The following is a 19701-nucleotide window of genomic DNA, read 5'->3' on the forward strand; positions in this document are numbered from 1 at the left end:
GGGGTGTCTTCAAAGACGCCGTTGGCGGCTCTTCGACCTTGAACCGGAGGTTCAAGCTGGGCGGCACGCAATGGATGTTAGGCTTTCCGACGCGGCGGACTTGCACACGACCCATTTGATGCGCCTCCCAATGTCGCAGATTAAGGCTCAAGGGATTGAGAGCAACCTGACGCACGTCCGAGAAGACTGAATTCATCCTAGGCGCTCGAAAGGCATTAATCAAGTTCATTTGCGTTTAAGGGCAGCGGTGGTCTGGAACTTCCCGTCAGCGGGACGAAGCTGATCAAAGCATCGCCTGCAATCGCCACAATGGTTGACCACTGATTCGATATTTGTGTTCAAACGGGGAGCACGGAGGAACGTTGCCGTCAATTGGCTGAATCTGCGCAGTTTTATGGTGGTACTGGAGTGCCAGTGCCATTTCTTCCAGATAAATGAGCCAGTTGCTGCGGCACTCAAATGCGCCGCCCAGCGCTAACAAAACAGGGAAAATAGGATGCGCATGAAATCGTCGCGTCAAATGTTTGGGCTTGGGTTCCGGGTTGGGATAAAGCAGGAAATGACGCTCTGGTCGCCAATGCGCTTGCTCTGCCAATCGCCAGAAATCCAGAAGATCTGCCCGCACGAGCAAGCAGTTATCCGGCGTGTGCTGTCGTTGCCTAGAGAGCCGATGCGCCGAGCGGTCGATCCCGATGATTTGATGTGCCGGAAACATTTCTGCAAGCGCACGTGAACTGTCCCCCGTGCCGCAGCCAGAATCCAGAATTAATTTTCCTGTCCTTTCTAAAAGCCATTCCTGAGCACGATCAAATGCGGCCCGGTTATAGTCAGTGATCGGTTTGCCCCAATCACTTCGGCTGTGTTTGGTTACTTGCGCGAGCAACTGTTCATGAGGCCCGGTTTGGGTGGAAATTACGGCGCGTGAGTTGCCCGATACTGTGTGATTACTGTGCATCAGATTGGAAAAATTTAATGAATTCTGGATGGTAAACGCTGACGAGCCGGATGTGGCCGTGTAACCAACTTATGTGCCACCGCAGTTATAACGAGCTACGGACTTGATTTTCCACTTCCTTAGTTGCCGAAGGAGGCCGCTGAGATTGCGGATTGCAGATGGTATTGATGTGGGCCAGCTCGGGATTTCGTTCGGGGAAATCGCGGGTGAAGTGCAAGCCGCGACTTTCGCGGCGGGCGAGGGCTGATTTGACGATCAGATCGGCGACTTCGACCAGGTTGCGCAGTTCGATCAAATTATTGCTGACACGGAAGTGGGCGTAGTAATCCTGAATTTCACGGCGGAGCAACGCAATGCGGTGCGCGGCGCGTTCCAGCCGCTTGGTGGTGCGAACGATACCGACGTAATCCCACATGGCGCGGCGCAATTCATCCCAGTTGTGGCTGACGATGACGGCTTCGTCGGGGTCGGTTACCTGACTGTCATCCCAATCGGGAATGACGGGAAACGGCTGGGTTTTTGATTTGTCTGTCTCGTGCCGCTGGGCGATATCTGCCGCCGCCGCTTCACCGTAGACCAGGCACTCCAATAGCGAATTGCTGGCGAGACGGTTGGCGCCATGCAGGCCGGTGTGACTTGTTTCACCGATGGCGTAGAGGCCGGCGATGTCCGTGCATCCGTGTTCATCGACCACAATGCCGCCGCAGGTATAGTGCGCCGCTGGCACCACGGGCAGGGGCTGACGGGTCATGTCGTAGCCGTATTGCAGGCAGCGGGCATGAATCATGGGGAAATGCTGTTCTATGAAGGCCTTGCCCTTGAAGCTGATGTCCAGATAAACGCAGTCGGCCCCGGTACGTTTCATTTCCGAGTCGATCGCGCGGGCAACCACATCGCGCGGCGCCAGCTCGGCATCTGGGTGGTAGCCGGGCATGAACCGTGTGCCATCGGGCAGCAGCAAAACCCCGCCTTCACCACGGACGGCCTCGGATATCAGGAACGATTTGGCCCGTGGCTCGAATAGGCAGGTGGGGTGGAACTGCATGAATTCCATGTTGGCTACCCGACATCCTGCGCGCCAACCCATGGCAATGCCATCGCCCGTCGAGCTGTCCGGATTGGTGGTGTACAGGTATGCCTTGGCGGCGCCGCCCGTGGCGAGAATGACGTGACCCGCACGCAAGGTATGCACATGATCCGATTTCAGATCAAGCACATAGGCGCCGACGCATCGGTTGGGTTGGTCGTTCAGCCCCAAGCGATGAGTGGTGATGAGATCAACAGCCAGTTGATGTTCCAGCAATGTAATGTTCGGTCGGGTGTACACCGTTTCGAGCAAGGTCTCCACGAGGGTACGACCGGTATGATCGGCCGCGTGGGCGACCCGCCGGGTGCCGTGGCCGCCCTCGCGCGTGAGGTGAAGCTGTTCGGTTCCGGTTTCTCCGGGTGCGTCTTCGCTGGAAAAGGGCATGCCGAGGGACCGGAGCCAGTCGATCTGTCGAGCGCCCGATGCGACGACGCGGCGCACAACCGTGACATCCGGCAGATCACTTCCGGCTCGACACGTATCGTGAACATGCTGTTCGACATCCTCGATACCACCCAGCGCCGCCGCGATGCCCCCTTGCGCCCACGGTGTGCTGCCCGAATTGATGGCCCCTTTGCTGAGCAACGTGACCTTCAAGTGGGTCGGTAGGCGCAACGCCGCTGTCAGCCCCGCGGCCCCCGAACCGATGATAAGAACGTCTACAGCTGGGGTTTCAGTCATTATGGGCATTGCTTCGGCTTGTCGATTGAACGTGAATGATGCGAGTATACTAGGCTGCTTCGACCTTTGGGTCGTCGTTGTTGATGCGCGTCTGTCGATGCCGCGGTACTAAAGCGGCAACAGTGGGCATTTTTAATTTGAACGGGCCATGAGGCTCGCCGGTACGAGGCTTTATGGCCACAGATACGACCCCATCGGTCACAGAACAAGCCACGGATCAACCCACGGATCAACAATTGGTGTTGCGCGCGCAACAGGGTGATCGCCGTGCGTTCGATTTATTGGTGCTCAAATACCAGCATCGCGTTCTGCGACTGGTTGGGCGCTTCGTTCGCGATCAGGATCAAGCCTTTGATCTGGCACAGGAAGCGTTCATCAAAGCCTATCGCGCACTCGGGAATTTCCGAGGTGAAAGTGCGTTCTACACTTGGTTGTATCGAATTGCGGTCAATACGGCCAAGATCCAGTTGGTCGCAGATGCACGAGGTGGTTATTCCGTTTCACTGAACTCTGGCGGCGGAGATGAGTCTGATGAAGCATTACCCGAGCCGGAAGCTCTTCGTGATCACGCCAGTCCAGAGGATATGGCCGCTACCCAGGAGTTGGAAGCTGAGATTCGAGCCGCTATCAGGGCGCTGCCCGAGGATTTGCGAACGGCCTTGACCCTGCGAGAGATGGAAGGCCTGAGTTATGAAGAAATCGCGGTCGTGATGAACTGCCCGATCGGTACGGTGCGATCCCGGATTTTCCGGGCGCGTGAATCGGTCGAAGAGCGCATCAAGCCGTTGTTGGATTCCTGAGCCGGGATGAGTTTTAAATCGTGCTTAATCTGTTTGACACAACCCTTCTATCTGGGGGAAATCGATGAATACCCAACATAATGCCCACATGCCACTGCCTTCGACGCCCGAGGAGGCCATTTCAGCCTGGTGGGACGATGAGTGCATGCCCCATCAAACGGATCGTCTGATGTCTTTGGCAGAAAATGACGTACGTCAAAGCCTGCGATGCTATTCGCTGATCGGGGCTGCCTTGCGTTTGGAGCAACTGGATAAGCGAGACGTTTCGGCCCTGATTTCGGCGCGTCTTGCTCAAGACGAAGGTCAGGCTCAGCAACTTGCGCAGCATCTGGCTTCAACGAGTGGCGGGCGGGTGCTGCCGTTCCCGCAATCTCAGGTTCGTCGTTCGATGAATCGCTGGCGCGGTGCGATTGCCGCTTCATTCGTCGCCGGTTTGGTTGGGGTGGGTATCTGGATGATGCCGCAGAACGCGCCGGAAAATGCGTTGATTCAACAGGCTCGGAATGTTCCGGCGAGCCTGCAGCAGTCCGCAAACGGAAATAATGCCGCTCAGGCTTTACCGGTGGTGGCCCGCGTCACACCAGACACGATTTTGCCCGGCTGGGCCCAGGGATCTGCACGCAAGGCGCCAATGGATCCTTACCTGATGACTCATTTTGAGTCTGTTTCTCCGGATCTGTCCGAAGTGATGCCCTCGTTACGCATGACCAGCTTTCAAACGGAGTAGTGGATGATTCGAGGCATTTCCATCGGCCTTCTCTGTTCGCTGGCTGTTATTGGTTCGGTTGAAGCGAATACAGTCGAATCTGGGACTTTCCAGGCGCATGTGCTTCTTGTCGCCGATTCATCCGCTCAGCCGGCTTCGGAAGCCGGGGCCATTCAGTTGCTGAATGAAATGACGCAGGCGATGGAGAAAACCGACTATGCCGGTACCTACGTTCATTTGCGTGGGGATCAGATCGATACCACGAAACTATGGCATCGCGCGACCGCCGATGTCAGCAGGAGCGTCTGCAAACCATGAGTGGCGAGCCGCGTGAAGTCATCCGGCACGGCAATCACTGCGAATGTGCATGGCCTTTGCGAAAGGAAGTGGTCTTCGGTGATTTCCCAGGCGTGCGTTCTCGGCTATCTGGCGAGCGTTTTGAACACCCCGAAACGCTGAACGCCAATTATCACATCGTCAATCTGGGCAGCTCTCGCGTAGCCGATCATGCCTGTCAACTGGTTGGACTGGTACCGCGCGATCAGTTTCGTTACGGCTACAAATTGTGTATTGGCAATGAGTCCCACCTACTGTTGCGCATGAGCATCTACAGTGATCAGGGGCGGCCGATCGAACATGATTTCTTCACCGAACTGCATTTCCGGCCGCAGGGTGATACCACGCCTACAGAAGCTTGGCCGGACATCCCGATGGACACGCCGCAAACCATTCCGCCCGGCTACAAGGTTGTCGAGCGAGGACAGGCACAGCCAGCCGAGCCGTTGACTCCTGAGCAGGGTTGGATCGTGTCTCCCGAATTGCCAGGGTATTCAACCAAAAGTCGAGTGTGGCGCACCAACCCCGTTACCGGTCATCGATTCGAACACATGATTGTGTCCGATGGCCTGTCAACGGCATCGGTCTTTGTGGAGGACATGCCCCAACCCAAGGCGCTTAATCCCGATGCTGCCAAATACGGCATGAACATCACTGTGCGACAGGTTGGCCCGGTGCGGCTGACCGTCATCGGTGATTTGCCCATGGCGGCAGTCGAGCAGATTTGCAAACACACCGTGCCCGCCAAAGATGCCAACACCGAGCGCGGCGAACGAAACCCGATGCTGTCCCCAAGTCAGGAAGCGCGCTAATGAATCGTCAACCCCATGATCCCTCGCGCCTGAAACAACCAGCCATCGGTTCCGTTCCTTATGCAGAACATCGTCTGGCTGGTTTGGAATCGAGCAAATCAGATACCGCCGATATTCAGGAAGAGGGTGTTGTCGTTGCTGTTGCCGCAGATGGCGTATGGATTGAAACTCAGCGCCAAAGCGGCTGCCAGTCTTGTTCTTCCCGTGGTGGATGCGGCGTGGGCATCATGCAGAAAGCGCTGAATCGTCGGCAGCACAGGGTGCGTGTACACACTGATTTACCAGTGAAGGTTGGCGATCATGTTCAATTGCTGTTGCCCGCGGCGGCCTTGGTTCAGGCTTCTGTACTCATGTATTTGCTTCCACTACTGGGGTTGATTGTCGGCGCGATGATAGGCCAATCCCTTTTGGCTACCGATGCTGGCGCCATCGGCGGCGCAGTGGTGGGTTTCGCTGCTGTCTTGCTGTTGATTGCGCGGCAGCAGAACGGACTTTCTCGCAACGGTCGTTATGCACCGCGCATTGAACGGGTTTTGTTCAAGTCCGCTTAGATATGTCTAGTGTTCTTTTCCCTCGATGCGGGCCTGGCATCCCGATTTTTCTCTAATCTCATCTTTCTGGCATGACTCGTGCTTATTGACTATCAGGTTTGATTAAAGTCAGTGAGGGCACACCATGGCCGCATACCGAACAACGATCCGCGATACCTCCGATATGACTTCTTATCGTTTGCCTTCAATGGTCGGCGTAGCGAAGGGGCGCGGCCATTTGCCCGAAGAAACAGGGGCCTTCCATATTGACCTGATGCTTGCAGCACAGCGTTGCATGGACCCGCTCAGCTTGCTCAACGAGTTGTATGAGCGTGTCAGCCAATACTTGCCGATCGAAGGTTTTCTGTGGCGTCAAGAACATGACGAAGTATCTACGCCCTTTTTTCAGGGGGAATCAAACGGTCAATGTGTCCTGCATAATCTGGAGTTGAAACAAGCGGATGTGCGTCTCGGTAAGCTTGCTGTGTGTGCCGAGCGTTCGCTGAGCGAAGAAGAGTCTGCCTGGATGTTACGCGTGGCTCAATCCATCGCGTTTGCCCTGCGAAATACTTTTTTATTCCAGAAGGCTTTGTTCGAGGCGAATCAGGATCCATTGACCGGTTTGAAAAACCGTAGGGTTTTCGATACGGAAATCGCCCGTGAGCAGGCTCGATTCGTGCGTTATAACATCAAATCGAGCTTAGTGGTGATGGACCTCAATGGCCTCAAGTCAATCAACGACACTTGGGGGCATGATGTAGGCGATCGGGCCATTCGGTTATTCTCCAATGGCCTTCAGCAGGTGCTGCGTGATACCGACCAAGCCTTCCGATTTGGTGGCGATGAATTTTGCGCCATTTTGCCGGCAACGAATCTTTACGGCGCCAAAAAAATGGCGGAGCGTATGTCAGCATGGCTTGACGCTCACGAACTTAGCTTGCCCTCCGGCGAACTGATTAACGTACGTACGTCCTTCGGTCTGGCAGAAGCGGAAAAAAATAGCGATGAAAAGGAGTGGTTTCGTCGCGCGGATCAATCTTTGTACCATAACAAACACAAATTTAAGCAGACAGCTGCCTAGAACGGTTTTATTGGCTTTTGGTGAAAAAACGCAAGGCTACGGTTAAGCTACGCGGGAATTTATTTTCATTGATCAAGGGGAATGGACATGGCTAAGGCGGAAGAAGCGGCAGACGAAGCGCCCAAGGCGAAAGGCGGCAGTAAGCTGATGCTGATTTTGATGATTGTGATCATCGTGTTATTGCTGGCGGCTGTTGGTGTGGGCGCGATGCTGCTCCTGAAGAAACCGGCTGCCGAATCAGCTAACGCTGCAGCCACCACAGAGCAAACCACAGAAGGACACGCTAACGGCGATCAGAAGGCCGGTGACAGTGAGAAGCACGGTGCACCGATCACGGTCTCTCTGGGACAGCCGATCACGGTGAATCTTGCTGAACCCAACGACGCCAAGCTGCTTCAGGTCGAGCTCGATCTGATTACCTATGATCCTGATGCTGAAGCGATGGTTAAAACCAATCGTGCCGAAATCATCAACAACATCATGCTGGTGTTGAGCGACGTGAACGCAGCAAAACTACGTACTCGTCAAGGAAAAGAAGACTTGCAGAAACAGCTCAAGGAGGCGGTCAATGCCGTGCTCGAGAAGCGCTCCGGCAAGAAGGATGAGATTGATGATGTCTACTTCACCAAACTGCTGATGCAGTAGGGAGCACGCGTGAGTAGTGTGGATGTGCTTTCGCAGGATGAAATCGACGCGCTGCTCAACGGCGTGGACGAAGGCGATGTGGCCACTGAGGAAGGGGTCGGTGACCCGAGTGAGGCCCGATCCTACGATTTGACCACGCAGGAACGCATTGTTCGCGGTCGGCTACCTACCCTGGAAATGCTGAACGAACGATTCGCCCGAAACTTCCGTATTCGTCTTGTCTCCATGTTGCGGCGCACGGTCGATATCTCCATTGAAGGCGTGCGGATGATGAAGTACTCGGAGTACTCTCATGCGCTTTATGTCCCCACTTCCCTGACGCTTGTGCATGTCCGCCCCCTGAAGGGTACCGGGCTGTTCATGATGGAGTCGCAACTCGTATTCAAGCTCGTGGATAATTTCTTCGGCGGATTCGGAATGCACGCCAAAATCGAGGGGCGCGATTTTACCCCGACCGAATTGCGCGTCATTACCCGCGTATTGGAACAGGCGATCGACGAAGTTCAGCGATCATGGACTCCTGTTTATCCGGTGAATATCCAGACCGTCAGCCATGAAATGAATCCGCAATTGGCGAATATCGTCTCCGGTACCGAGGTCGTTGTGGTGAACAGCTTCCGGATCGAGGTCGAAGGCGGAGGCGGCAAGTTCGACATCGTATTGCCGTACTCGATGATCGAACCGATCAGGGATTTGCTGGATGGCGGCATGCAAGGTGATCGTCTTGAAGTCGATGAACGTTGGACCCAAGCGCTCAAGCGGGAACTGGGCCGGGCAGATATCGAACTGGTTGCCCAGTTGGGTGAAATGCGCATGTCCCTCGCCGATATCGCACACATGGAAGTTGGCGATGTACTGCCTTTCGAGATGCCCGAGCAGGTTGTTCTTACGGCCCAGGGGCTGCCGTTGTATCAAGGAAAACTGGGCGTTCATCGGGGCAATAAATCCGTTCGGATTCAATCGCCTGTCAAGGAACGCCTTGAGCGCAACGTCCGGCCGAATGAATTGCTCCGTAACAAGCACAAAGACAAGAGTGACGAATCTACCGATTGATCGCGTCGTGAGCGCGTGACATAACGTTAAGGATAGAAACATGGCAGAAAATACCGAACAAACTGACGATTCCATGGACGATTGGGCTGCGGCGATGGCTGAACAGGCCGAGGTGGAATCTGGCCAAACCAAGTCTGGGGGCACGGTTCCCCCGCTGGATCAGTTCGAGTCGGCCGGCAAATCGAACGGCACAGAAAACCCCATTAATCTAGAAGTGTTGATGGATGTGCCGGTCACGCTTTCCATGGAAATCGGCCGCACCAGTCTGAATATCAGGAGTCTGCTTCAACTCAATCAGGGCTCGATCGTGGAACTTGATCGGTTGGCGGGCGAACCGCTGGATGTGCTCGTCAACGGCACCCTCATCGCCCGAGGTGAGGTGGTGGTAATAAACGAGAAGTTCGGCATACGCCTGACCGATGTCATCAGTCCCGCCGAGCGTCTGAGAAAGCTGCGTTGAGTCGGATGTATGAGTTCTGCCTGCAGCGGGCTGGCTTGATGCGTGACGATTCCTTCGCTGGGTGGTTGCGTCATTATTTCCATGCTAAATGGCGATTGCCTCTGCCCATGATCTTTCTTGGCTTGGCCTTGGTGTTCGGCAATCCCAGTGCCGCGTTGGCCGCCGACGTGGCATCCGCAACACCGGCACAAACCCATGCGGCTGAATCAGTAGCCAGCCCCACCAGCCCTAAACCCGAGTTATTCGATCCCTTAAGTTCCGGCTATCTGTTGAAGCTTGTTTTCAGTTTGGTGATCGTGCTCGCCCTGATGTTTGTCGTCGTCTGGTTGCTCAAGCGGACGGGACGTTTCAATGGACGCGCCGGCAGTTACCCGTTGCATGTCCTCGCGCAAATGCCAGTGGGCACTCGTGAGCGCGTCCTGCTGATTGCGGTTGGTGACCGACAGATGCTGCTGGGCGTCTCGCAAGGCCACATCGAACCGCTGGGTTGGGTCGATCCGCCTTTGTCGCCGGATACGATTTCAAAATCCAACCCGCTCGAAGGGGCTTTCGCGCAACTGATGAAAAATAATATGTCTCAGCGCCCGCCATCGGGTGGAACGGTGGATACTTCCGACGTAAAACGGGAAAGCAGCCAATGAGAAATGCCCGATGAGCAACGAAAAGATGAGCCGACTACCTGCATCGCGTTTCGGGTGGCTCTTGTTGTTGATTGCAGGATTATTTCTCTGCACCACCCATCTGGCACACGCCGCGCCTGCGGTGACTCAGGCGATGGCCGCACCGGGTTTGCCGGCGGTCACGCTGACGACAGACGGCGCTCAAACCCAGTACAGCCTGACTTTGCAGATTCTGGCGTTGATGACGGTGCTGACTTTGCTGCCGTCGTTGCTGCTGCTGATGACTTCGTTTACTCGGATCATTATCGTGTTATCCCTGATGCGCCAAGCGTTGGGGCTGACACAAACACCATCGAACCAGATTCTGATCGGCCTCGCGCTTTTTTTGACGCTGTTCATCATGGCGCCGGTGTTTCAGAAATCGTATGACGAGGGCATCAAGCCCTATATGGATCAGAAAATTACGGCAAATGTTGCCATCGAAAAAGCGGCGGAACCTCTGCGAACATTCATGCTCAACCAGACCCGCCAGTCGGATATCGCATTGTTCCAGAACATTGGTCATTACCCGGCCTTTGAGACGCCAAAGGATGTGCCGTACACCGTACTGATGGCTGCGTTCATCACGTCGGAACTGAAAACTGCATTCGAGATTGGTTTTTTGATTTTCATTCCCTTTTTGATCATCGATCTTGTCGTGGCGTCGGTCCTGATGTCGATGGGGATGATGATGCTTTCACCCATGATCGTGTCCTTGCCCTTCAAGCTCATGCTATTCGTCCTAGTGGATGGCTGGACGCTGATCATGGGCACACTGGCGTCGAGCTTTTATATGGGTGCACCTCTTGGCAGTTAGGGAACCTGCCTTCACTGCAACAACTGGTTTTAGGAGAGATAGATGAGCCCGGATACCGTTCTCGATCTTACCCGTCAGGCGATGGTCATCATCCTGTTGCTGTCCATGCCGATTCTGTTGACCGCGCTGGCGGTGGGGTTGTTGGTCGGTATGTTTCAGGCGGCGACGCAAATCAACGAGATGACCTTGAGCTTCATCCCGAAGCTGTTCGCGGTGGTTCTGGCCATATTGCTGGCAGGTCCGTGGATGCTGCACCTGCTGGTTGATTTCACCACCGACCTGTTCCATCGAATTCCCGGGCTGATCGGCTGATGCCATGATACTTTCCTTAGCGGAAGTCATGGGATGGGTGGGGAGCTATGTCTGGGTCCTTGTCCGGGTGGCTGCATTGCTGATGGTGGTGCCGATATTCGGCGCGCGGGGTGTGCCCAAGCGCTGGCGCATTCTCGCCGCCCTGGTGTTCAGCCTCATCATTGCGCCGACGCTACCCCCCGTCCCTACGATCGACCCATTATCAGTAGCCGGTATATTGCTGGTGGCGCAGCAGATCATCATCGGCGTCACCATGGGATTTGTCCTGGGGTTGATCGTGAGTTCATTTGTGGTCGCCGGTGAATCCATGGCATTGGGCATGGGGCTTGGCTTCGCGCAAACGGTCGATCCGCAAAACGGCGTCAGCGTGCCGATTGTGTCCCAGTTCCTCACGGTGGTGGCCACCTTGCTGTTTATCTCGCTCGATGGCCCGGCATTGATCGTCAAAATGCTGGCGGATTCGTTCGTCTGGCTGCCGATTGCGCCGGTGGGGCTTTCGCCAGAAACGTTCTGGCGTGTCGTCGGTTTCGGGCAATCCATGTTTATCAACGCCATTTTGATTGCCTTGCCGGTCATTATCAGCCTGTTGATGGTCAATCTGGCGATGGGCGTAATCACGCGCGCCGCACCGCAGCTCAACATTTTTTCGATCGGTTTTCCTGCCACTTTGCTTATCGGCTTCTTCCTGATTCTGGTTTCAAGCCCGACCTGGGTGCCAATTCTGGAACACTTCCTGCAACAGACACTGCAATTCATTAGTGATCTGTTGAGGCAACCTTAGTGGCTGAGAACGAGAACGGTCAGGAAAAAACCGAAGAACCCAGTGAAAAACGCCTACGCGAAGCACGAGAGAAAGGGCAGGTAGCTCGCTCTCGTGAGCTGGGTTCTCTGGCGTTGACGGCAGGTTCTGCGATTGTTTTTCTGGTGATGGGCGGGCATATGCTTTCCCGTCTTGAACAAATGTTCCGCCATGCCTTCACGCTAAGCCGTGCCGAGATCATGGACCCGGCGACGATGTTTCATCGTCTCGCCTTGAGTTTCTCCGAAGGCTTTCTTGCCCTGTTGCCCTTCTTTCTGGCTGCCGTCGTGCTGGCTGTTTCTTCGACGCTTTTGGTCGGCGGCTGGAATTTTTCCACTCAGGCTCTGGCGCCCCAATTCAATCGTCTGAATCCGCTATCTGGATTCAAGCGCATGTTTTCCATGAAGTCATTGGTTGAGTTGCTCAAAACCTTGGCCAAGTTTTTCCTGATTGCAGCAATCGCGATCGGCCTGTTCGAAGCAATGGAAAAGGACTTTGTCGGCTTGGGTTTGATGGGGTTGGAAGCCGGTCTGGCGCGCGCCGGCACGTTGTTGAGTTGGTCATTTCTTGGTTTGTCCCTGGGGTTGCTTGTTGTCGCGATGATCGACGTGCCGTTCCAGATGTACGAATACAAAAAGGGGCTGCGGATGACCCGCCAGGAAATGATCGATGAATACAAGGAAGTGGAAGGCAAGCCGGAGGTTAAGCAGAAGATTCGGCAGTTACAGCGACAAATGGCTCAACGCCGCATGATGGAAGCCGTGCCGACCGCCGATGTCATCATTACCAACCCGACGCACTTCTCGGTGGCATTGAAGTATCAGCCGAATTCAGATGCTGCCCCGATGGTTGTCGCCAAAGGGGCGGATGAGATGGCCATGACGATCCGAAAAATCGCCAATGCCAATCATGTTCCGCTCTTTGAGTCGCCTCAATTGGCACGATCCTTGTTTGCTCATGTGGAAGTGGGTGACGCAATCCCTTCGGGCCTGTATGTCGCCGTCGCCCAAGTACTGGCCTATGTGTTCCAGATGAAGGGCGCATCGGCACCGCCGGAACGACCGGATCCATCGGTTCCGGATGAATTCCGCGCTGGGCCGGATGGTCGCCCAAGCGTTTAAGCCACAGAGATTTTGGCCAAATAAGGATAAGAAATGAAGGCATTACTGGCATCACTGGACTGGCGCTCGGCGGGGCAGGGTATCCGCAGCTATCGCGGTCAGGGCATCGGCCCGCCGCTGATTATCGTCATGCTGTTGGCCATGGTGGTCGTTCCTCTGCCGCCACTGGCCCTCGATGCGCTATTCACCTTCAATATCACGCTGTCCATCGTGATCCTGATGGTCACCATCTATGTGATGCGGCCGCTGGATTTCGCTGTATTCCCAACCGTCATCCTCATGGCGACCTTATTGCGACTAGCCTTGAACGTCGCCTCCACACGCGTTGTGCTCCTGCACGGCCAGAATGGCCCGGATGCAGCCGGTCACGTCATCAGTTCGTTCGGTGAGTTTGTCATCGGCGGCAACTACGCGGGGTCGGTATCGTCGTGTTTATCATCCTGATGCTGATCAACTTCGTGGTGGTCACGAAGGGTGCCGGCCGGGTTTCCGAAGTAACCGCGCGATTCACCTTGGATGCCTTGCCCGGTAAGCAAATGGCGATTGATGCGGATCTGAACGCAGGCATCATCAATCAGGAACAGGCAAAACTCCGGCGTGAAGAAGTCGCCTCCGAAGCCGACTTCTACGGTTCGATGGATGGTGCCAGCAAGTTCGTACGCGGGGATGCGGTCGCGGGGATTTTGATCGTCTTCATCAACGTATTCGGTGGTCTGCTTATTGGCGTACTGCAACACGGGATGCCGTTTGGGCAGGCCGCACAAACCTATGTTCTGCTGACCATCGGTGACGGTCTGGTCGCAACCATTCCCTCACTTTTGATCTCGACTGCCACCGCCATTATCGTGACGCGAGTGGCTTCATCGCAGGACATGGGCAAGCAGGTTCAAACCCAGATGTTTTCCGATCCGCGCGTGTTGGGTGTGGCGGCCGGGCTGATGGCGGGTTTGGGTGTTATTCCCGGTATGCCAAATGTCGCTTTTTTGACGCTAGCCGCGCTCGCTGGCTTTGGTGCCTACCTGATTGCCCGCAAAAAGCAGGAAAAGATTCAGCTAGAAGCCCAGCAGCAGGTGGTTCCAGATAAAAAACCGGAACTGAAAGAATTGACCTGGGAAGATGTGCCGCCGGTGGATGTGATCGGGCTTGAAGTGGGTTACGGCCTGATCCCCTTGGTCGATCGCAATCAGGGCGGGCAACTGATGCCGCGGATCAAGGGCGTGCGCAAGAAAATATCGCAGGATCTGGGGTTTCTGGTTTCTGCCGTGCATATTCGAGACAACCTCGATCTGAAACCGGGTGAATACCGAATCAGCATCAACGGGGTGCCGATGGGCGTGGCAGAAATCTATGCAGACCGGGATATGGCCATCAATCCAGGTCAGGTTTCCGGTCCGATCGCGGGCATCAAGACCATCGACCCGGCCTTTGGGCTCGAAGCGTACTGGATTGAGCGCAATACCAAGGAACATGCGCAAGCCATGGGCTACACCGTGGTTGACCCCGCCACCGTCATCGCCACGCATTTGTCGCAGATTCTCACGGAGAACGCCGCCGATCTGTTCGGCTATGAAGAAGCGCAACAGTTGATTGATACCCTGAAAGAAGGCGCGCCCAAGCTGGTCGAGGATCTGGTGCCGAAAACGCTCGGCATGACCATGATCGTTCAGGTGCTGCGTAACCTGCTGGAAGAACGGTTGCCGATTCGCGACATTCGAACCATTGCCGAAACGTTGGCCCGTCACGGGCAGCACACGCAAGATGTTTCCCAATTAACTGAAGTTGTGCGAATCGCGCTAGGGCGGATGATTGTTCAGCACATCAACGGCCTAACGCCCAATCTGCCGGTCATCACGCTCGATCCGCAGCTTGAACAGCTTTTGCTCAACTCGACTCAGCGGCCCAATGGTGCTCAGGACGGCACGCCGGGTATCGAGCCGGGTCTGGCCGAGCGCCTGCATCAATCCCTGCGTGAAGCGGCAGAAAAGCAGGAACAGGTAGGGCAGCCTTCAATTTTGTTGGTGGCACCGCAAATTCGTAGCTGGTTGGCACGAATGGTGCGTTACTCCATTCGACAGTTACATGTATTGAGTTACAACGAAATACCGGACAACAAAGATATCAAGGTCGTGGCCAGTGTCGGAAACCAGCGAGCGGTCGCTTAACGGTGAGCGCAGCAGTTTCACGGCGTTGGCAGCAAACGAGAGGGAGCTAGGGTATGAAGATCAAGCGAATTATTGCAGGCGATATGCGGGAGGCCATGCGGCAGGTTCGTCAATTATTTGGCGACGACGCGGTGATCCTGTCCAATCGCCCCTGCCCGGAGGGTGTGGAGTTGGTTGCGGCCATCGATTTTGATGAGCAAGCCATTCGCCGTGATGCGGGTCGACAGGCGCCATATCGGGTGGCAGGCAGTTCTCCGGTTGATTTGGCGCCGCTTTCACGGTTTCCTTTGGAAAAATCCGCCGTTGCAACTGAACCCAATCAAGTGACCGCCGATTTATTGGCAGCCCGTCAGCGGCGGCAAATGCAAGAACAGCTTTCGGTGGCGGAACAAGCGGTCGCGCAAGTGCCCGCCGGTCCATCTTCGGCGGCAGAACCGATTCAGGATCCGTTTGCCGAGGCCTTGGCCGAGTTCAATGACTCAAAGCAAGTCAACTCTTCCAGCAAGGCACAATCCTCAGCGGCACGAGCCGAGCCGCGAGATTTGCGTGGTCATTGGCGCGAAACTTCCGATACCAAGTCGCCCGAAGCCCTCAACGAGCTCAAGGCCGAAGTGGGTCAGTTGCGTGCGCTGTTCGAGCGCCAGCTCGACGTGCTGGAATGGCACCGGTACAGTGCCGCTCACCCGGCAGAACTGGAAACCTGCGAGCGGCTGGAAACGCTGGGTATCCCCAAAGGATTGGCCAAGAAATTGGCGCAGGATGCCGCACGACAGGAGCCGGATCGAGCTTTATCCGCCGCGCTCAAATCACTGGGGGAAAACATCAGCGCACCGGCGCAAAGTGCCTTCATGCAAGGCGGTATGTTTGCATTCATCGGGCCGACCGGTGTGGGCAAGACCACCACACTGGCCAAAATTGCGGCGCAGGCGGTCCTTGCCCACGGGCGGGATTCTGTTGCACTGATCACCACGGATCGGTTCCGAATCGGTGCCCAGGAGCAATTGCGTAACTACGCGCGTATCTTGAATATCCCCCTGCATGTTGCTCGCGACGAGCAGCATCTGGCGGAATTGTTGCCCGCGGTTTCGTCCAAGCGTTTGGTATTGATCGACACGGCGGGCATGTCCCCGCGTGACATGCACATGATGGATGCCCTGAAGAAACTGCCGGTCATCAATGAGCGGCTGAACGTGTTGCTGGTCTTGTCGGCTCAGGCGCAGTACAGCGCAATGACCGATGCGATTAACCGTTTTCAAGTATTGCCGCTTGCGGGTATGATTTTGACGAAGCTCGATGAGACTATCTTGCTCGGTAGCGCGTTGGCCGCTTTGATTCACGGCAGGTTGCCGTTGGTTTGCACCGGTGTCGGTCAGCGGGTGCCGGAAGACTTGTGGTATCCGTCCACGGCCGATCTGATCAAGCAGGCCATCGAACTGGGTCAGGGCGAACGGGCACGCGCCGATTCGGAGTATTCCGCCAGCCAACCCGCTTCCTGGTCAGTCGGGGCGTAATTTTTCGCGTCAGGTTCTCGATGAGACCTGACCATCATTTTCAGGCAGAGATTCATGCAAAACCAACCTGTACGCGTGATCGCGGTGACCAGCGGCAAAGGCGGCGTCGGGAAAACCAATGTGTCGGTCAATCTCTCTGTTGCTCTGGCTCGCCGAGGGCATCGGGTACTTTTGATGGATGCCGATTTGGGGTTGGGCAACGTGGACGTGTTGCTGGGACTGAAATCCAATCAAAATCTCAGCCACGTGCTTTCTGGCGAGGCTTCGCTCGACGATATTCTGCTGGAAGGGCCGCAAGGCATTGGTGTCTTGCCCGCATCCAGTGGAATCAAGCACATGGCGGAGTTGTCCGCTGCCGAAAATACCGGTTTGATCCATGCTTTTGCTGGTCTGCAAAGACCGACCGACATCATGGTGGTTGACACTGCAGCCGGCATTGCCGATTCTGTGATTCGTTTTGCGCAAGCCGCGAACGATGTGGTCGTCGTTGTCTGCGATGAACCAGCATCGATCACCGATGCCTATGCCATGATCAAAGTGTTGTCGCGCGATCATGGGGTTCAACGGTTTCAGGTCGTGGCTAACATGGTTCGTGATACGACTGAGGGGCGACGTTTGTTTGAAAAGCTTAATGCGGCGGCGAGTCGTTTCCTGGATGTGACCCTGATCCACTTAGGTTCAGTGCCCTTCGACGAGTATCTTCGTCGTGCAATTCAGCGTCAGAAGCCAGTCATTGAAGTTTTTGGTGGTGCGCGGTCGTCTCGTGCTTTCGTCGAAATGGCTGATCAGATCGGCCGCTGGCCCGAGCCGCATGGCGTGCAGGGACATCTTCAATTTTTCATTGAACGACTGATTCAGTCTGAGCTGGATATGGAAGCCCTCTAATGAATGTGCGAGCCATGTACACCGATGTGCAGCGTGGTGGTGCCGAAGCAGTGGTTGCCGAACACGCAGGGTTGGTTAAACGTATCGCATTCCATTTGATGAACCGGCTACCCGACCATATTCAGGCGGAAGACTTGATTCAGGCGGGTATGATCGGTCTGCTCGAGGCATCTAACCATTACGATGCCGCTCAAGGTGCATCATTTGAAACTTATGCCGGCATCCGCATTCGTGGCGCCATGCTTGATGAAGTGCGTCGCAACGACTGGGCACCCCGCTCGGTCCATCGGCGTCATCGGGAAATCTCTCAGGCCGTGCACGAAATCGAAACGCGCACAGGTTGCGAGGCCAAGGATGCCGATGTGTGCGCACTCCTGGGTATCAGCCTCGATGATTATTACGAAGCACTGAACGACTCGGTTCAGGTGCGCCTTGCTCCACTCGACGCCGGGGGAGAAGATCACAACGAAACCATCGATGTTGCCGATCACCGGGATCAACCGGATCAATATCTGAGCCATGAGCGTTTCCATGAAGACCTTGCTGAGCACATCTCAGCATTGCCTGAACGCGAGCGACTGGTGATGTCGCTCTACTACGTCGATGAGTTGAATCAAAAGGAAATCGGTGCGGTACTCGGGGTGTCTGAATCACGCGTTTGCCAGATTCAAAACAAGGCTATCTTGCGTTTAAAATCTTCACTGAAAGATTGGCGTTAATCCGGCCTTAAAATTTGGGTACCTCGAAAAACCGTCACGGGCTGACGCCAGCTCCGCGTTAGCATGTTCGAGTGCAAGAAGCCGCGGGCTTGCGCCAGCGAGGCGTCCAGTGAGCAACGAGACATATCAAGTAGATAGGCGAGGCGCGGGCTGCCGCCAGCTGCGCGTTAACGAGCACGCGACGCAGCAATCGGACAGCGCAGTAGGTTTTTCAAGGTACCCATTAAACAATTGGCGTATTTTGCCGACAACACGCATGATTCACCAAAATCCTGATGACATAGAGGCCATATAAATGGATCTGAATATGAAAATCCTCGTGGTGGATGACTTCTCCACCATGCGGCGCATTATTAAAAATCTGCTGAAAGAGCTTGGATTCAGCAACATTGAAGAAGCCGACGATGGCACGACAGCATTACCCATGCTCAAGCAGGGAAAGTTCGATTTCCTTGTGACTGACTGGAACATGCCGGGTATGACAGGCATTGATTTGCTCAAAGCCGTACGCGCCGACCCCGCGCTGGTCAACCTGCCCGTTTTGATGGTGACGGCAGAAGCCAAGCGCGAACAGATCATCATGGCAGCGCAAGCCGGGGTGAATGGCTATGTCGTCAAACCATTCAATGGCCCGACCCTGAAAGAAAAGATCGACAAGATTTTCGAACGGGTCCAGAGCTGACCCATTCGAATTTTTTCGCTTCGGACGGTAAACACGGCCTTGTCATGTTTAACCCTACCCGCTGATATCGCAAGTTTGGAAGAGCGGAGTTTGTTCAGGAATGCATCTAATGGATGAAGAAGAAAAACGGGTCCGTCTGAATCAGGCTCGGGCGTTGCTTGCCGCGGTCGAGTCGGGCGACGAGGCCGATTTCGAACATCAACTGACCGCCCTGACCGCAGGTCAGCGCCAGCCGGTGTTCGAGCAGGTGGGGCAGATGACGCGTGAAGTCCATGAAGCGTTGATGGCGTTTGCATTGGATGAGCGTCTGGACCGCATGGCTGAGGCTGAGATGCCCGATGCCCGGGATCGGTTACGGTATGTGATTTCCCTGACTGAGCAAGCGGCAACACGCACACTGGCTTTGGTTGAAGAAGCGTTTCCGTTGACAGAACGGCTTGTCGAGCGATCCGAACGGTTGCACCAACAATTGGCTCAAGTTGCAGAAAAGGAGGCCGATAACCGAAGACTGGTTGAAGTGATTCATACCATTACAGACTATCTTGATTCGGTCTTGGGTAGCGGCAATGCGCTAAAAAGCCGATTGACGGAAGTCATGATGGCGCAGGAGTTTCAGGACTTGTCTGGCCAGTTGTTGATGAGAGTCATCAATCTGCTGGAACAACTTGAATCAAAAATGGTGAGTTTGCTGCATCTCACCAGCCCTGAGATTACTTCAGGCGATAGGCAGAAAAAAGGTGGTGATTCATCTGAAGATCTGCAAAAAGGCACGGGGCCTGCTTTGCCCAAAGAGTCATCAGACGTGGTGAAAAGCCAGGATGACGTGGATGATCTCCTGGCCAGTCTGGGGTTTTGACCGAGTTTTAGCGTTAGCGCAGCGCACAGAGG

20 protein-coding genes, 1 other RNA gene and 2 pseudogenes are annotated in these 19701 nt (G+C 55.2%); 20 read left to right on the forward strand and 3 right to left on the reverse strand.

The window, feature by feature from the left end:
- Nucleotides 1–3: 3 nt before the first annotated feature.
- The 3 genes from ssrS to nadB all read right to left on the reverse strand — a co-directional run bounded on the left by ssrS (nucleotide 4) and on the right by nadB (nucleotide 2723).
- A non-coding RNA gene (gene ssrS, locus HNEAP_RS12040) (6S RNA) lies at nucleotides 4–188 on the reverse strand.
- Between the two features lie 95 nt (nucleotides 189–283).
- Complete coding sequence (gene trmB / locus HNEAP_RS03535; protein ID WP_012823586.1) at nucleotides 284–955, reverse strand: tRNA (guanine(46)-N(7))-methyltransferase TrmB; 672 nt, start codon at nucleotides 953–955, stop codon at nucleotides 284–286.
- 85 nt (nucleotides 956–1040) lie between these two features.
- Complete coding sequence (nadB, locus tag HNEAP_RS03540) at nucleotides 1041–2723, reverse strand: L-aspartate oxidase (protein WP_012823587.1); 1683 nt, start codon at nucleotides 2721–2723, stop codon at nucleotides 1041–1043.
- 173 nt (nucleotides 2724–2896) lie between these two features.
- Here nadB and rpoE point away from each other — a divergent pair, with 173 nt between their 5' ends.
- From rpoE to HNEAP_RS03640, 20 genes and pseudogenes are all read left to right on the forward strand, one after another.
- The gene (rpoE, locus tag HNEAP_RS03545; RefSeq protein WP_012823588.1) at nucleotides 2897–3523 is read left to right on the forward strand and encodes an RNA polymerase sigma factor RpoE; all 627 of its coding nucleotides are present in this window, start codon (nucleotides 2897–2899) and stop codon (nucleotides 3521–3523) included.
- Between the two features lie 64 nt (nucleotides 3524–3587).
- On the forward strand, nucleotides 3588–4250 hold the full coding sequence (locus HNEAP_RS03550) for a sigma-E factor negative regulatory protein (RefSeq protein WP_012823589.1): 663 nt from the start codon (nucleotides 3588–3590) through the stop codon (nucleotides 4248–4250).
- A 180-nt stretch (nucleotides 4251–4430) separates the two neighbouring features.
- Nucleotides 4431–4840, forward strand: a pseudogene (locus HNEAP_RS12940) (sigma-E factor regulatory protein RseB domain-containing protein); the annotation flags it as partial.
- Between the two features lie 99 nt (nucleotides 4841–4939).
- Nucleotides 4940–5377, forward strand: coding sequence for a MucB/RseB C-terminal domain-containing protein (locus HNEAP_RS12945; RefSeq protein WP_244856378.1), 438 nt, complete (start codon nucleotides 4940–4942; stop codon nucleotides 5375–5377).
- Nucleotides 5377–5928 (forward strand): SoxR reducing system RseC family protein, encoded by a 552-nt coding sequence (locus tag HNEAP_RS03565; protein ID WP_012823590.1) that lies wholly within the window; start codon nucleotides 5377–5379, stop codon nucleotides 5926–5928. Before HNEAP_RS12945 ends, HNEAP_RS03565 begins: the two co-directional genes overlap by 1 nt.
- Before the next feature lie 124 nt (nucleotides 5929–6052).
- A complete protein-coding gene (locus tag HNEAP_RS12180; protein ID WP_012823591.1) occupies nucleotides 6053–6988 on the forward strand; it encodes a GGDEF domain-containing protein in 936 nt (311 codons plus the stop codon).
- Nucleotides 6989–7075: 87 nt separating this feature from the next.
- A complete protein-coding gene (locus HNEAP_RS03575) occupies nucleotides 7076–7633 on the forward strand; it encodes a flagellar basal body-associated FliL family protein (RefSeq protein WP_012823592.1) in 558 nt (185 codons plus the stop codon).
- A gap of 9 nt (nucleotides 7634–7642) precedes the next feature.
- The gene (gene fliM, locus HNEAP_RS03580) at nucleotides 7643–8686 is read left to right on the forward strand and encodes a flagellar motor switch protein FliM (protein ID WP_012823593.1); all 1044 of its coding nucleotides are present in this window, start codon (nucleotides 7643–7645) and stop codon (nucleotides 8684–8686) included.
- Between the two features lie 40 nt (nucleotides 8687–8726).
- Nucleotides 8727–9146, forward strand: a complete 420-nt coding sequence (gene fliN, locus HNEAP_RS03585; protein ID WP_012823594.1) for a flagellar motor switch protein FliN — start codon at nucleotides 8727–8729, stop codon at nucleotides 9144–9146.
- Nucleotides 9147–9184: 38 nt separating this feature from the next.
- Nucleotides 9185–9787: a flagellar biosynthetic protein FliO gene (gene fliO / locus HNEAP_RS12185; protein WP_166635974.1), complete on the forward strand. Its 603-nt coding sequence runs from the start codon at nucleotides 9185–9187 to the stop codon at nucleotides 9785–9787.
- 10 nt (nucleotides 9788–9797) lie between these two features.
- On the forward strand, nucleotides 9798–10622 hold the full coding sequence (gene fliP, locus HNEAP_RS03595; protein ID WP_012823596.1) for a flagellar type III secretion system pore protein FliP: 825 nt from the start codon (nucleotides 9798–9800) through the stop codon (nucleotides 10620–10622).
- 42 nt (nucleotides 10623–10664) lie between these two features.
- Nucleotides 10665–10934: a flagellar biosynthesis protein FliQ gene (gene fliQ, locus HNEAP_RS03600; RefSeq protein ID WP_012823597.1), complete on the forward strand. Its 270-nt coding sequence runs from the start codon at nucleotides 10665–10667 to the stop codon at nucleotides 10932–10934.
- 4 nt (nucleotides 10935–10938) lie between these two features.
- Nucleotides 10939–11715 (forward strand): flagellar biosynthetic protein FliR, encoded by a 777-nt coding sequence (gene fliR, locus HNEAP_RS03605; protein WP_012823598.1) that lies wholly within the window; start codon nucleotides 10939–10941, stop codon nucleotides 11713–11715.
- Nucleotides 11715–12854: a flagellar biosynthesis protein FlhB gene (gene flhB, locus HNEAP_RS03610; RefSeq protein WP_012823599.1), complete on the forward strand. Its 1140-nt coding sequence runs from the start codon at nucleotides 11715–11717 to the stop codon at nucleotides 12852–12854. Before fliR ends, flhB begins: the two co-directional genes overlap by 1 nt.
- Nucleotides 12855–12887: 33 nt before the next feature.
- Nucleotides 12888–15016, forward strand: a pseudogene (gene flhA / locus HNEAP_RS03615) (flagellar biosynthesis protein FlhA).
- 53 nt (nucleotides 15017–15069) lie between these two features.
- On the forward strand, nucleotides 15070–16527 hold the full coding sequence (flhF, locus tag HNEAP_RS03620; protein ID WP_012823600.1) for a flagellar biosynthesis GTPase FlhF: 1458 nt from the start codon (nucleotides 15070–15072) through the stop codon (nucleotides 16525–16527).
- Between the two features lie 54 nt (nucleotides 16528–16581).
- Nucleotides 16582–17412, forward strand: a complete 831-nt coding sequence (locus HNEAP_RS03625) for a MinD/ParA family protein (RefSeq protein ID WP_012823601.1) — start codon at nucleotides 16582–16584, stop codon at nucleotides 17410–17412.
- Nucleotides 17412–18131, forward strand: coding sequence for an RNA polymerase sigma factor FliA (locus HNEAP_RS03630; protein WP_012823602.1), 720 nt, complete (start codon nucleotides 17412–17414; stop codon nucleotides 18129–18131). The genes HNEAP_RS03625 and HNEAP_RS03630 overlap by 1 nt, the downstream gene beginning before the upstream one ends.
- 295 nt (nucleotides 18132–18426) lie before the next feature.
- Nucleotides 18427–18813, forward strand: coding sequence for a chemotaxis response regulator CheY (cheY, locus tag HNEAP_RS03635; protein WP_012823603.1), 387 nt, complete (start codon nucleotides 18427–18429; stop codon nucleotides 18811–18813).
- Between the two features lie 109 nt (nucleotides 18814–18922).
- A complete protein-coding gene (locus tag HNEAP_RS03640; protein ID WP_012823604.1) occupies nucleotides 18923–19669 on the forward strand; it encodes a protein phosphatase CheZ in 747 nt (248 codons plus the stop codon).
- The last annotated feature ends 32 nt before the right edge of the window (nucleotides 19670–19701 follow it).

Origin of the sequence: Halothiobacillus neapolitanus c2, assembly GCF_000024765.1 — a bacterium.
Taxonomy (GTDB): domain Bacteria; phylum Pseudomonadota; class Gammaproteobacteria; order Halothiobacillales; family Halothiobacillaceae; genus Halothiobacillus; species Halothiobacillus neapolitanus.